Raw genomic sequence first — 12,874 nt, 5'->3', positions numbered from 1 at the left:
GATCGTACAAGCCTCGGCAGCCATGGGGGCGGCAGAGTCGACGGCATGGAAAACCTGCGATTCGATACCAAGCTCGCGGTACTGCTGCGCGCGGACCTACAGACCTGGCAGCGGCTGAATGTGACAGCGTTCCTGGTCAGTGGCCTGGGCACGGCACAACCGGAGGTGATCGGAGCGCCGTACGAGGACGCGGACGCGACGGTCTACCTTCCGATGTTCCGGCAACCGGTACTCGTCTTCGAGGGTGGTAAGGAAGTGCTGCGCAGCGCGCACAGCAAGGCCCTGACGCGGGGACTGCCGACGGCGGTGTTCACCTCCGATCTGTTCACCACCGGAAACGACCACGACAACCGGGCCGCGGTGCGGGCGGTCGGCACCGACGCCATGGACCTCGTCGGCATCGCCGTGTACGGACCGCGCAACGTCGTGGACAAGACGCTCAAAGGCGCGCGAATGCATCCGTGACAGGGCCCTGTGGTCCGAAACCGATCACCGCCGCGGTGCCGACTGCGGCTGCCGGGATCGAGATGTCTGTCAGGGTGGGGAACTCGCGGCGCGGTCGAGTAGCAGGGACATCGTCGCGGCTTCGCGGGTCTGGTCGGTGAATATCGAGCGCGCGAATCGGGTGATCGGGCCGTCGGGGAATTGTTCGGCGGCGGCCTTGGCCATCGTGGCTCCGCCGCCGTGGTGGCGGCGCATCAGAGTGAGGAACAGCTGGTCGGCGCGTTCGCCGTGGGCGAGAGCCAGTTCGTCGAGTTCGGTAATGGTCGCCATGCCGGGCATCACCGCGGTGTCGGCCTGTGTCGGTGTGCCGTGGTGCTCGTGCGCGGGGGTCTGCGACATCCATGCCATGGGACGGGGATTGGTCGGTAGGGCTTCGGCCACGGTGAGCCAGCCCATCATGGTGCCGATCTCGATCCGCTGGGTATCCCCGATCTGAGCGGCCAGTGAGCGCACCGAGGGGTCGGCGTCAGCGGACAACCTGGCCACCATCAGCACGGCCTGCTGATGGTGGGCGGTCATGTCCTGGAGGAAGCCGATCTCGGCGTCGGTGAATACCGGCGCTGCCGGAGTGTCGGCTACCAGCAGCGGTCGGGCGGCGGCGCCGAGGACCAGCAGCAGGGCCGCCGCGCACACCGCGGCGGCCGTGCCGAACACCGAACGTGCGGTCATGAGCCCTGGGTGGAGCGTTGATCCGCCGGCGGGGTGTAGACGGCGGGATCGAGATCCAAGGCGAGGAAGGCGTTGTCCGCGCAGCTGGTCCACAACTGGTTGCCCCGCCACAGCGGACCGGAGAAGCACCAATCACCGGACAGGTCACCGCCGACGACCATGCCCGTGCGTGCGCTCAACGCTTGTGCCGGGTCGAATTTCCCCTCGGTCAAGGCGGTGATCACCGCTGGACCTGCCAGCAACGGAATTCCGGCGATCGAAGCCCAGGCGTGCGGGGAATTCCACAGTTCGAGGTTGCGTCCGGTCTGCGCGGGCGGGTTGTAGTAGGCGATCTCGCGGACGTCGAACGGGTCGCGGATGTCGAAGACCCGGATTCCGGAGGTGACCCATCCGCAGGCCAGTGCGGTCGGGTTGTGCGGTCGGTCGGTGCTGCAGTAATGGGCGTCGTAGCCGAACACGCCGCCGCCCATACTCGAGGCGATCGCGCTGTCCTGGTTCTCCGGCAGGTTGATCTCGAGTTTGACGGTGTTGACGATGCGCGGGCGGGTGTCGTCCTCGACGTCGATGAGTTTCACACCACCGGATCCGGCCTCGTCGACGGTGAACAGGTAGTGGTGTCCGTCGTAGGTGATCGGGATGCTGTGCTGGGTCGCCCAGCCGTCGTTCCATGTCATCCGCGCCAGCACCGGGACCTGCGGGTTCGGGTCGCGCCGCTGCACCGCGCTCGAGTCGAGTACGACCAGGCCGCCCATGTTGTCGGACAGATATACGCGGTTGCCGTCGTCGCTGATTCCCATGCCGTGCATCGCCAGACCCGGCATGCCCTGCCAGACCACCCGCGGATGCGAAGGGTCGGTCAGGTCGACCGCGTTGACCAGACCGGGTGCGACACCGGAAGTCCAGTAGGTGAAGCCGTCGGGGGAGAACCCGCCCTCGTGGGCCGTGATCGGAAGCAGTTGCAGCGGATCGGTTCCCGGTCCGGGATTGAGCAGCCGCGGATGCGCGCAGTCGCTGAGGTCGTAGACCGAGAGCAGGCCCGCGCCGGTCAGTAGCGGCACGCCCGCACCGACGAGCAGTTTGCGAGGGTTGTTGACCTTCAACGTCTCCCACGTACCGGCCAGCATCGCCGGTTCGGTCAAGGTGTCCGACAGGATCGGATTCGCCGGATCGGTGACGTCGAGGACCTGGACGCCTTGGGCGGGTCCGGCGATATTGCCGGGGAACAGCGAGCCGACGTAGACGCAGTGGTCGAAGCCGGCCGAGGTGATCCCGCCGCCGCGGCCGGAGTAGCCGCCGACCTTGGTCAGGTTGCAGTTGTAGCCGAGCGCGCTGCGGCGCGAATCACGGTCCGCGGCAGGGATATCGCCTTGCAACCCGGTCTCCGGTGACGACCCGGGGCCGCATTCGGCCTTACCGGCCGCGGTGTCGGCGATGCGGCCGACGTGATCCACGACCCCGCCGCCGACGGGCGGCCCGGCCGACGAGGGGACGGCCACGGCGAGCATCATCGACGCCGAGACCGCGAGTCCGGCGCCCAGTGCGCGACGCGATGACTTCGATGTCATATCTCTGCTGCCCTCGCCGATGAGGGCCCTTTCTGATCCTGTAATCGGCACTACCCGTGACCACACGATCCATCGGCGCACCGCGACGAAGACCGATTTCACGATCACCAACCGGAGTAATAGCTCCGGTGCGCTGGGTAGTGTGCGACAGCCCGGCCCGGCGCGTCAACACCCTCCCGTCTCCGATGGGGACCGAGCACAACGTTCGGGGCCGTGTGATCTGCGTTCACACACATCACGTCGAACGGTGACACACGACTCCGACCCGAATTGCCGAGTGATGTTCAGCGACAGAACTTGTCGACGGCGTGGCGGATGGCGGTGGACGGTGATCACCCGCGTGGTGCGAGAACACCGATCAAGGCATTGCGGGTGCGCACGGCGCGTTCCCGACGAATGGTGAGTCGTTCGTACATCGGCACGAAGACATTGCGCCGATATCGGCGATCGGACACGATCCACGGTTCCTGCACCGCGAGAAGGGCTTCCAGGACGCGGGTGAGCTGGACGTGGGTCAGCGCGGCGCCCAGGCACAGGTGCCTGCCGCCGCCGAACCACAGTTGCCGAAGGTGCGGGACCTTCCCGAGATGCAGGTCGTAACCACCGAGTTCGTTGTTGATGGTCAGCGTCATGATCTTGACCTTGTCCCCGGCGTGGAGGTCGTGCCCGCCCAGGGTGACGTCGGCGGTGACGCCGCGTCCGACGATCGGCATCGAACTGGTGACACGCAGTGCTTCCCGGACCGCGGCGGGGATCAGCGAACGGTCGGCGACGAGTTCGCGCACGGCGCCGGTGTCGTGCAGCAGGGCGACCATTCGTCCGAGCGTGCTCGCCAAGGTCGCGGTCCCGGCGACGAGCATGAGGGTGGTGATGCCGCGGGTTTCCTCGATACCCAAACCGAATTCGCGGCACCGCCCGATCACCGTGTCGGGCGCTGCCGTCGCGTAGACCTCGGGCACCGCGGCGGAGAGTCGACGCCCGGCGTCGCGGCCCCGCGCCTCGACGCGCGCGCCGACGGTAGTGGTCGCCCAGATGCCCTTGGCCTGGTCGGCCATCCGCTCGACGGTGTCGAACAGTGCCAGGCATTGCGCGGTGCCGTCGTCGGCCGAAATCGGGATGCCCGCGATGTCGGCCATGATGCGGCCGGTGTATTCCCGGGCGAACGGGCCGATATCCACGCTGCGTCCGGCGTGCAGGTCGGCGGTCAGGGCCTCGAGCATGGGACCGACGGCCCGGTCGACCAGGGCACGCGACCGGGCGGGGGTGAACATATCCGCCAGCGCTGCCCGGAATTCGGTGTGTCCGGGGCCTTCGAAACGGTGGTAGACGAAATCGCCCAGCATCTGCGCCCACCAATGGCCGGACGCGCCCTCGCCGACAAGGCTGAAATGGTTGCCGTCGCTGTGGATTTCGCGAGCCAGCTCGGGATCGGCGACCAACCACCCGAGCATCGGCACCTTGCGCATCGGCCGCACCAACGCGCCCGCGTTCAGAACCAGGGGGAGGGCGGGCTGCGCCGCACCGTGCAGAGCGAATTCGTGGCGCGCGGCGGCGGTGATCACGCGTGCGCTCCCGCCGTCTTCACGGCGCCGAACCGATCGAGCACCATATGCGTGGAAAGTACTGCCATGCACGACCATTCGGCGGCTGTCGCGGCCAGGGTGCCCGATTCGGTGGTCGCGGTGCGCCACATGCGTTCGGTGGCTACCGGATCGAAGATGCCGTGGCCGCGTACCGCGTCGGCGGAGAGGTGGTCGTAGGCGAGGTCGGCGCCGGGCCCGCTCAGATACCAGGGGGCGACCGGCGTCATGAACGGTTTCTTACGGCGGCGCACGATGGCTCGGGGCAGTATGTCGGCGGCGGACTTCTTGAGCACGTACTTCTCGGTCCCGTGGTGCACGAGCATGTCGGGGGACAGTTCGGTGCAGACGTCGATGACGTCACGGTCGAGGTAGGGCACGCGCACCTCGATGCTGTTGGCCATACCGAGCCGGTCGGAGATCGGCAGCACCCAGTGCGGCAGCCGGGTGTAGAACTCGAAATGCAGCTGGCGGCGCAGGGTGTCGTGTCGTGGTGGTGTCGGTAGCGGAGACGGCGCGGGCAGGTCGCCGGAGCGGATCGGTGTCGTGGTGTCGTCCAGGGCGCTCCACAGGTAGATCCACGGCGGCACTTCGCCGTAGCGTGCGCTCAATTCACCGCGCCGGTCGGCGACCGAGGCCATCAGGGTGTCGATGCCCGCGGGTGCGCCGGACCACGCGGTGGCGCCCTTCCAGACGGCGTTGCGCACGGCGGCCAGACGGAGTTTCTCGACCGTGCCGCTGAGTTTCATCAAGCGATAGAAGTCGTAGCCGGCGAGAAGTTCGTCGGATCCGTCGCCGCTGAGCCCGACGGTGAGTCCCCTGGCGCGCATATCCGCGGTGAGGTCGAGGAACGGGGTGGCGACGGCGCCGTACCAGAACGGCGATTCGAAATGCCACAGGCTGGTCGGCAGGAGTTCGACCGCGCGGGCGCCGGTCATGTCGATCTCGGTATTGGGCAGACCGAGGGATTCGGCCACCAGACGCGAGAGCGGCGTCTCGTCGAGCGCCTCGTCACGCAGGCGCACGCTGGCGGTGTCGAGCGGAGTGCCGCAGCGCCGCGCGGCGACCGCGGCGATGGTGGAACTGTCCAGACCGCCGCTGAGGGCGACCCCGGCGCGCACTTCGTCGGGCAGTCGTTTGCGCACCGCTTCGGTGAAGACCTCGGTGAACCGTTCCACGGCGGCACGACCCCGCAGCAGCGGCAGGTCGGGATCGGCACGTTGGAAGGGGGTGAAATACCGGCGCTCGGTGGTGCCCGTCGGGTCGACGGTGAGGACGGTGGCGGGTGGGAGGTCGGTGATGCCGCGCCAGAAGGTGCGCGGTGCGATGGTGTGGCCGTAGAACAGGCAGTCGCTCAGCCCCTGCGGGTCCATGTCGATCTCGCACAACCCCGAGGCGAAGATTCCCTTGATCTCCGAGGCGAAGATGATCCGCTCGCGGTCACGGTGGTAGAAGAGCGGTTTCACTCCGACGCGGTCGCGGGTGAGCAGGAGTCGGGATCGCGCGGAATCCCAGAGCGCGATGGCGAAGTCGCCGTCGAGGTGGTCGACGAATCCGGAGCCGTACTCCTCGTAGAGGTAGGGGATGACCTCGACGTCGCATCGGCTGCGGAAGCGGTGTCCGCGCGCGGCGAGGTCACGTCGCAGGGCGCGATGGTTGTAGATCTCGCCGTTGCACACCACGTGCACGGTGTCGTCCTCGTTGCTGACGGGCTGGTCGCCGTGCGAGAGATCGACCACTGCCAGGCGCTGGAACCCGAACGCCGCGTTGCGGCGATGCCACACCGCGGCGGAGTCGGGTCCGCGGTGGCGCTGGATATGGTTCATCGCCGAGATCGGAGCCGGATCGACCGCCCCGGCGAAATCGATGATGCCGGATATGCCGCACATGCTCAGATCCTTTCGAGCCGGTGTGCCGCAGCGGCACGGTGACGGTAGACGAGGCATCGTGAGGACGCGCCGTCGGCGGCGAGAAGCACCGCTGTGCCTGCTTTTCCGTCGCCGATCGGGGACTCCGGTCCCGCGAGGGCGGCGAACGGCGCCGCGGAATAGAGTCCCGGCGCGGTGGCGGAGGAGCCCTCCGGGGACGGCAGTTCGAGTTCCGCACGAAGACGCGCGCCGAAGCCGGGAATCGGTTCCGGGGCGAGCAGTACGGCGTCGCCGTCGCGGAAGTCGGCGGCGGTGAGACCTTCGGCGTCGAGGCAGGAACGCACGGCTCGTACGCTCCTGCCGAGGATATCCGCGTCGCCCTCACGCACCACGATCGTCTGCCTGCCTCGTGCGCCCGCTTCTGCCAGCGGCAGATACCCGAAGGGCTCGATACCGGCGGTGACGCTCGCGGTGTGGAGGTGTCCGAATCCGGTCGCGTCGCCGTCGCGAGCCAGCAGGATCGCCGCGGCGCTGGGGCGATACGTGAATCCGGGTACGTCGCGACCGGTCGAGGGATGGACGTCACCGGCGACGAGTACCGCGTATTCGATATCGCCGTGCGCCATGAACGACGCGGCGACGCCGATCGCCTCCAGCGGACCGCCCGCGCCGTCCATCAGATCGAAGGAGAGCGTGGTCGTGGCCTCGGCAGGCACGGAAATGCCGATACCGCAACGCTTCTGGATCAACGCCGCGACGGCGGGCTCGAGCAGGTTGTCCTCCCGGTAGACCCCGCTGTTGACCAGCATGCCGATCCGCGCGACATCTGTCCCCGCCTCCCGCAGGCAGCGCAGGATCGCCCGCGCGGCCAGGTCGACATAGCTCGCCGAGTCGGTGTCGGCGTGCGTGCTCGCCGCCGCGACGATCGTGATCCCCATATCAGTTCTCCAACCGGGAGACGGTGGTGGCGAGGTAGCCGTAGACCATTCCCGAGGCCGAGGGGATCATGAGGATCTTCGAGCCCTTCGAGACCCGCCCCCGGCGCAGATACTCGTGCAGGACCAGGAAATGGGAGGTGGACGCGGTATTGCCGAAATCCTCCAGCACGTTGAGCACCTGCGGGGCGGGCGCGCCGAAATATGCTTCGTAGCGGTCGACGATCTGCCGCAGCGCCGGACCGCTGAACTGGTGGTAGATGAGGAAGTCGAAAGACTCTGTACCCCAAGATCTCCCGGTGCTGTGGAAGAAGTGGTCCAACTGCGCGATCGCGCGGCTGTAGCGGCGATCGTTCTGCATGGCGCGGTTGTCGGTGTACATCGCCAGTCCGCCGGTCCGGTCACTGGGCATGCCGAGGCAGCGTTCGGCATCGGCGGCGTCGGTCATCAATCCGACGTAGTGGATTTCGTCGTCGTCGTCACCGCGCGCGTCCACGACGACCGCGGCGGCGGCGTCGCCGACGGTCAGTGAGGCGAACTGGGGATCGTAGGGTTCGCGGATCTCCCGCGCCGCGGTCTCCGCGATCGGTGTGATCTGTTCCCCGCTGACGACGAGTCCGGTGCGGACGACGCCCGCTCTGATCATCCGGTCCAGGACCATGACTCCGGTGACCATGCCCGCGCAGGCGTTGGAGATGTCGAAATGCCTTGCACGCGTTGCGCCTATCGAATTCGCGAGTCGGTGCGCGAAGGCGGGGGCGAAGCTCAGTCGCCGGTCGTTGTCGGTGCGGGTGATCGACACCGAGATGACGATGTCGAGGTCGGAAGGCGCGTAGTCGGAGCGGCTCAGGCAATCGTCGATCGCGGCCCGGGCCAGGGTGAAGGAGGATTCGTAGGTGTCGGGGTGCGGATCGTAGACCCTGCGGTTGCGTATTCCGGTGATCCGGGCGAGATCGAACTCGCGTGGAGTCGAGAAGCTGTGGAGCAGTTCGTCGTTGGATCGGATGGTGGCCGGGGTATACGAGCCGATCGACTCGAAGCGGGTACGTTCCACAGAACTCTCCTCTTGGCCGTTGCCGACGACCGCGCGCACCGGGAATCCACGGGATCGCCGACCTGCCGCTCGAACGTGCGCTGCGCGCGACTACGGGATCTATGGCGCGATACACGGCGGTTTCGGAAGTGTTGCTGAACAAGATGATTCGGCGGTTCATGCCTGCTCACGACATCGTGTCGGAGGCGCCCCCTGCCTTTTCTCACTCTATCGATCGAAAGTGTCGCACGCAATGGTGAATCGTCTATCTTGTGGCCGACGACACATTCGAATGTATCGGCGTCGAAATCTCGCACCGGATGGTCCGAACGCGGATTCCGTTTTCGGCGGGTTTTCGCCACATAATTCGCATAATTACTCGACGCGGAATTTCATATCGAGTCCTGCGAAAAAGGTATCGAATTACCCTACGATCGCGTGCACCACTCGGAGCACGGACCCGCGAAATCCGGTACGACGCTCGATATCGTCGGCGGTGTCGCGTTCCCAGTCCCGCAGCAGGAGTCGTCGCCGTTCCAGACGCGCGGTGATCGCGCCGCCGGGGTAGACGAGAGTGTTGGTTCCGTCCTTGTCGACGAAATAGCTGGCGCATCCGCCGGTGGACCAGATCCGGGTCGACAGCGTCGCGCGCGCTTCGGTGACCCACCTGGTCTCGGCCTCGACCGAGGGCGTGTAGCGGGTGACGCCGTCGTCGCGCATCCGCGTGATGATCCGGGCGATCAGCCCGCTGCTCGCTTCGATGCCGAGGAACTGAGAGGTGTGCGGCAGTGCCGTATTCGGACCGGTGACGGCGAACAGATTCGGCAGGCCCGCGAAGGCGACGCCGCGGTAGGCGGTGAATCCGTCGCGGGCGAATTTCGTGCGGGTGGACAGGCCGGGTGCGCGGAAATCCGGAAAATGGTCGATCGAATCCTGTACGCGGAATCCGGTCGCCCAGACGATCGCGTCGACATCGCGCTGTTCGCCGTCGGCGGTCCGCAGCCCGGTCGGGGTGATCTCGGCGAGTTCGGCGGTGACGAGTTCGACGTTGTCGCGGGTGAAACTGCGGTAGTACTCGTCGGAGACCATCGGTCGCTTGCAGCCGAAGCGGTAGTCGGGAGTGAGGCGGGCGCGCAGCGCGGGATCGGGAACCTGCTGTGCGAGTGCGAATCTGCACACTCTTTCGAAGATCGAGAGGAAACGGGGGTGGAATTCGGCCAGGTGCAAGGCTTCGAGCAGGAGCAGGATCATCGCTCTCGCCGCGATCCTCGCCGCCGGAACACGTCGGAGGACGGCCCTGATCGGTCCCGGAATGCGGCGGTCGCCGCGGGGGAGCACCCAGGCGGGGCTGCGCTGGACGGAGACAACCTCGGCTCCGGCGCGCGCCAGCGCGGGAACGATCTGGACCGCGCTCGCCCCGGAACCGATGACGGCGACGCGCTTGCCGGAGGCCACGAATTCGTGATCCCACCTGCCCGAGTGCATCTGGACGCCACGGAAGGTGTCGAGGCCGGGCATGTCCGGGAGCGCCGGGACGTGCAGGGAGAAGTATCCCATCACCACGGTGCGTGCCCGCACGGCTGACCCGTCGCGCAGTCGCAGTACCCAACGGTCGTCGTCGGGGTCGAAATCGGCCTCGGAGACCTCGCTGCGCAGCCGGATATGGGGTCGCAGGCCGAATCGGTCGACCACGGATTCGGTGTAGGCGCGCAGTTCGGCGGCGGGCGCGTACAGCCTGCTCCAGTCGTGATCGGCGGCGTAGGAGTAGGAGTACAGCAGTGAGGGGACATCGACGGCGCAGCCGGGATAGGTGTTGTCGCGCCAGGTTCCGCCGACCGCGTCGGCTCGTTCGAGCATGACGAAATCGGTGATGCCGCGACGCCGCAACTCGATCGCCACCGCGATGCCGCTGAAGCCGGTGCCGATGACGGCGACCTCGTAGCTCCAGGTCACGGCGACGGCCTCCTCGCCTCGGCGCGCATCGGCAGCCGATCGGGGTGGACGAGCGCGCCGATCACGGTCTCGCCGACCGGGACGCCGGGGATCGGGCGCAGCCGCCACCGGGCCGCGATCGTGGCGACCTGCAGGGTGATCTGGGTGAGGGCGAATATATTGCCGGGGCATTGGCGGGCGCCCATCCCGAAGGGGATGTGGGCTCCCTTCGACAGGGACTCCGCGCGCTGCGGCGTCCACCGGTCCGGATCGAAACGTTCGGGTTCGGCGTGGTTGCACGCGTCCCGGTGGATCGCTACCGGGCAGACGAAAAGCATGCTGTTGGAGGGGATCTCGTAGTCACCGAGCCGATACGGGCGGTCGACGTGACGTACTGTCAGCCACGGTGAGTACCGGCGGAGAGTTTCCAGCACCACCCGTTTGGTGAATACGAGATCGGGCAGGTCGGCGAAGGTAGCGGTCCTGCCGCCGAGCCGATCGACCTCGGCGTGCAGTGCCGCTTCGACGCTCGGGTTGCGGCCCAGTTCGTGGAATGTCCACGCGGTGGTCACGCCGATCGCCTCGGTGCCGCCGACGAGGAAATTGATCAGTTCGTCGTGTACCTGCTTGTCGGACAGACCTGTTCCGGAATCGGGATCACGCGCGGTGAGCAGGGTGCCCAGCAGATCGTCGTGCTCGAAATTCGCGTCGGCGGCCATATCTGCGCGGTACGCGGCGATGATCGAGCCGGTCGCGGCCTGCAACTCCCGCACGAGCCGGGCGAAACGGCGGTTGCCCGGCAACGGGAGCCGATCGATCCACGCCGGACGCGTGACACGGCGCGACAGCAGTGTCATCACCGGCGGGAGCAGGGTGTGGATGCGTTCGGCGGTTTCCGCGCCGAGTTCGCCGGTGAACAACGCGCCCGCGACGGTACGCAGCGCCAGATCGTGCATCTGCGCGTCGACCGCCAGAAATTGGCCGTCGTGCCATGATTCGGCGCGTTCGGCACCGAACCGAGTCATGACCTCGGCGTATGTCGCGATGCGCGCCTTGGCGAACGCGGGCGCGATCATGCGGCGCTCACGACGGTGCCGCGCGCCCCGCAGGACCGTGACGCCCTCGCCGAGTAGCGCTTCGGCGCGTTCGATCATCATGCCCTGGTCCGACAGGGAGACCAGCGCCTCGCGGACCAGGTCCGGGTCGGTCACCACATAGGTGTCGTATCCGGGGATGCGGATACGCACGACCGATCCGTGGGCCGGGAGCGTGGCGAGGAATTCGTGTGGCCTGCTGCCGAATCGCGGCCAGTGCCCGAGAAGGGGCAGTGCGCCGGGTGCTCGAGGCGGAACTGCCGGGCGTGCGGGAGCGGTGATGGTCATGGAGCACCTCGATCTGCTGTGGCGGAATCCGATGATCGATGGACGGCGGCGTCCGTGCCGAAATGCGCTGGAATTCTTTCGAACCTAGAAGCGGGCAGCCGGTGTCGCAACGGAGGTACTCGATATTGGATCGCTCGACAAGGCCCGGACGGCTTGTTGGAGGTGGAAACAAATGCGCCACCGTGTCTTTCGTGACCTGCGTCTCGGGTCGAATTCGTTCCCGGTGGTCGTGCTGTTTTCGGCCGGAAGTTCCCGGTTGACGAGTTCGGGAGGGGTTCCTATCGTCGGGCTACGGGGACAAAGTGGGTCCCAGGTTCCTTTCGGGCGTTCCGCTCGAATTCCTCCTCATTTCTGTGGGGTATTGCTGTGAATGCTGCGCGTCTCGGTGCATTGGGCACCGCACTCCCGAACACTCGCTTCACTACCGACGAAGTCCTGTCGCGCATGTCCAGCGGCGGTAGTTTCGAAGTCGAACGCATCACCGGAATCCGGACCAGGCATCTCGTACAACGTCCGGAAGAGGACACCTTGTCGCTCGGTGAACTCGCCGCGCGCGACTGCCTGCGTCGCTCGAACTACACCGCCGCCGATTTGGACGTGATCATCAGCGCCGGAACGACCGTGCACGACGGTTTCCACATGGTGTTCGAGCCCGCCGCCGCCCACGAGATCGCCCGGCGCATCGGCGCCGACAACGCCGCCGCCTACGACGTCGTCAATGCCTGCGGCGGCACGATGACGGCGATCTATCTGCTGGAGAACATGATTCGAGCCGGACTGGTGCGCACCGGGATGGTGGTCACCGCCGAGATCATCTCTCCGGTCACCGAGGGCGCGCTCGCCGAGGCCACCGATCCGCGCGATATGCAGTTCCCGGCGCTCACCCTGGCAGACGCCGCCGTGGCGATTCTGGTCGATCGGGCCGTCGACGACGCCGATCGCATCCACTACGTCGAGATGATGTGCGCCTCCGAATTCGCGCCACTGTGTATCGCCGCGCCCAGCGACCGCACCGAGAACATGGTCATGCTGACCGACAACAAGGCCATGCAGGCCGCACCCCGCCGGGAGACCTGGGCCAAACTCCATCGAGACCTGCTGATGAAGCGCGGCAGCAGTTTCGCCGAGGAGCGATTCGATTTCATCGTCTTCCACCAGCTGGGCGTGATGTTCACCGAGAAGCTGGCCGAATCGGGGGAGGTGATCCACGAGGCGCCGATGCCGCCGCGACTGCGAACGGTGGACAAATACGCCAATACCGGTGCGAGCACCCACTTCCTGGCCTTGCGCGACTATATCGACCGGGGCGAGATCCCGAAGGGCTCCAAGATCTGCCTGGTGCCGACGGCCTCGGGAATGATCTTCGGCGTCATGTCGGCCACCATCGATTCGCTGGTGGGGTGACC

10 protein-coding genes are annotated in these 12,874 nt (G+C 66.8%); 2 read left to right on the top strand and 8 right to left on the bottom strand.

Annotated elements, in window-relative coordinates; genetic code table 11:
• Positions 1–45 precede the first annotated feature (45 nt).
• Positions 46–465 (top strand): DUF2000 domain-containing protein, encoded by a 420-nt coding sequence (locus DAT37_RS21050; RefSeq protein WP_109526529.1) that lies wholly within the window; start codon positions 46–48, stop codon positions 463–465.
• Between the two features lie 69 nt (positions 466–534).
• Here the strand turns inward: DAT37_RS21050 and DAT37_RS21045 are convergent, their stop codons facing one another.
• The 8 genes from DAT37_RS21045 to DAT37_RS21010 form a co-directional block, all read right to left on the bottom strand.
• Positions 535–1,173, bottom strand: coding sequence for a DUF305 domain-containing protein (locus tag DAT37_RS21045; RefSeq protein WP_109526528.1), 639 nt, complete (start codon positions 1,171–1,173; stop codon positions 535–537).
• Positions 1,170–2,738 carry an LVIVD repeat-containing protein gene (locus DAT37_RS21040; RefSeq protein WP_109526527.1) on the bottom strand — a complete coding sequence of 523 codons (1,569 nt, stop codon included), beginning with the start codon at positions 2,736–2,738 and terminating at the stop codon, positions 1,170–1,172. Before DAT37_RS21040 ends, DAT37_RS21045 begins: the two co-directional genes overlap by 4 nt.
• Positions 2,739–3,070: 332 nt before the next feature.
• The gene (locus tag DAT37_RS21035; RefSeq protein ID WP_232839900.1) at positions 3,071–4,300 is read right to left on the bottom strand and encodes a cytochrome P450; all 1,230 of its coding nucleotides are present in this window, start codon (positions 4,298–4,300) and stop codon (positions 3,071–3,073) included.
• On the bottom strand, positions 4,297–6,207 hold the full coding sequence (gene asnB, locus DAT37_RS21030; protein ID WP_157978596.1) for an asparagine synthase (glutamine-hydrolyzing): 1,911 nt from the start codon (positions 6,205–6,207) through the stop codon (positions 4,297–4,299). Before asnB ends, DAT37_RS21035 begins: the two co-directional genes overlap by 4 nt.
• A gap of 2 nt (positions 6,208–6,209) precedes the next feature.
• Positions 6,210–7,124: a hypothetical protein gene (locus DAT37_RS21025; protein WP_109526525.1), complete on the bottom strand. Its 915-nt coding sequence runs from the start codon at positions 7,122–7,124 to the stop codon at positions 6,210–6,212.
• 1 nt (position 7,125) lies between these two features.
• Positions 7,126–8,175 carry a 3-oxoacyl-ACP synthase III family protein gene (locus DAT37_RS21020; protein ID WP_109526562.1) on the bottom strand — a complete coding sequence of 350 codons (1,050 nt, stop codon included), beginning with the start codon at positions 8,173–8,175 and terminating at the stop codon, positions 7,126–7,128.
• Positions 8,176–8,577: 402 nt separating this feature from the next.
• Positions 8,578–10,107 (bottom strand): flavin-containing monooxygenase, encoded by a 1,530-nt coding sequence (locus DAT37_RS21015; protein ID WP_157978595.1) that lies wholly within the window; start codon positions 10,105–10,107, stop codon positions 8,578–8,580.
• A complete protein-coding gene (locus tag DAT37_RS21010; protein WP_109526523.1) occupies positions 10,104–11,468 on the bottom strand; it encodes a cytochrome P450 in 1,365 nt (454 codons plus the stop codon). The genes DAT37_RS21015 and DAT37_RS21010 overlap by 4 nt, the downstream gene beginning before the upstream one ends.
• A 444-nt stretch (positions 11,469–11,912) precedes the next feature.
• On the opposite strand from DAT37_RS21010, the gene DAT37_RS21005 reads away from it, so the two are divergent.
• Entirely contained in the window at positions 11,913–12,872 is a 960-nt protein-coding gene (locus tag DAT37_RS21005; RefSeq protein ID WP_109526522.1) for a 3-oxoacyl-ACP synthase III family protein, read from the top strand.
• Positions 12,873–12,874 lie beyond the last annotated feature (2 nt).

It is taken from the genome of Nocardia aurea (genome assembly GCF_003123685.1).
GTDB lineage: Bacteria > Actinomycetota > Actinomycetes > Mycobacteriales > Mycobacteriaceae > Nocardia > Nocardia aurea.
The sequence above is the reverse complement of the archived record's forward strand: the minus strand, read 5'-3'. Positions and strand labels throughout refer to the sequence as shown.